This window comes from Streptomyces alkaliphilus, assembly GCF_014141535.1.
GTDB lineage: Bacteria > Actinomycetota > Actinomycetes > Streptomycetales > Streptomycetaceae > Streptomyces > Streptomyces alkaliphilus.
This window is the reverse complement of sequence record NZ_VKHT01001428.1, coordinates 1-956: the sequence shown is the minus strand read 5'-3', so window position 1 is coordinate 956 and position 956 is coordinate 1. Positions and strand designations below refer to the sequence as shown.

1 protein-coding gene is annotated in these 956 nt (G+C 78.8%); it reads right to left on the bottom strand.

Annotated features, from left to right (window positions below):
* Positions 1-47 precede the first annotated feature (47 nt).
* Positions 48-758, bottom strand: coding sequence for an SDR family NAD(P)-dependent oxidoreductase (locus FNQ90_RS24895; RefSeq protein ID WP_143624726.1), 711 nt, complete (start codon positions 756-758; stop codon positions 48-50).
* Positions 759-956: the final 198 nt, after the last annotated feature.

Here is a 956-nt window from a genome sequence, read left to right as displayed (position 1 = left end):
CCCCCGGACCGGCCGGCCGCTCCTTGCCCGCCGGGCCCGGCGGCGGATCAGCGGGCGCGGGCCTCCGCGCGCACACCCCCCTTCCCGTCGGGGAGGACCAGCGCGGCCCCCTCGGCCAGGGCGTCCACGATCCCGCGCACCACGGTGTCGAGGTCGGCGGGGGGCGGCATCGCCGGAGGTGTGCCCACCGCCGCGCGGTCGGCGAAGCCGGTCTCCAGGTGCGGCAGCCGGGCGTCCAGCACCGCCACCCGGCGGCGGCGCTGTTCGGTCCGGACCGCCGTCAGCCAGGCGCTGAGGGCGGCCTTGGCCGCGCCGTAGTCGGCCATGCCGGGCTGCGGTCGATCCACCAGGACCCCACTGATGGCGGCGACGGCGCCGCCCTCGTCGACCACCGGCAGCGCCCCGCGCAGCACCGCCATCGGGGCCAGGGCGTTGACGGTGAACAGGTGCTCCACCATCTCCTCGCCGAGGTCCGCCGCCGGGGCGAAGGCCACCGTGCCGATGGCGACCACCACCGCGTCCAGCCCGCCCGCCACCTCGGCCGCCCGGGCGGCGAGGCCGGCGCAGGTGTCCAGGTCGTAGGCGTCGAAGGCGAAGGCCGCCTCGGCGCCGAGCGAACGGGCTCGCTCGGCGAGCCGGTCGGGGTCCCGCCCGGCGGGCAGCACGGTGGCGCCGCGCGCGGCGCACTCCTCCGCGATCGCGCCTCCGATCACGCCGGTGGCGCCGACCACCAGCACCCGGGCGCCTTCCATCTCCATGCGGCCCACCCTCCTCGCGCTCCGGCCCCTGTCGAGCATCCCGGGGACATCCGGGCATTCCGGCCGGAACGCCCGTGTGCCCCCTCTTCCCCGGGGCCACACGGCACGGATGCGCGCTCCCGCCGAATCACCCCCGGGGCGCCCGTTCGAATCCCAGACCGCCGGAGAGCGGGGACCCCTCGCCGGGGCGCCCCGCCC

Bases quoted from the DNA above. Each gene is read 5' to 3' on its own strand.
- FNQ90_RS24895 (WP_143624726.1), bottom strand. From the start codon at position 758: ATGGAGATGGAAGGCGCCCGGGTGCTGGTGGTCGGCGCCACCGGCGTG.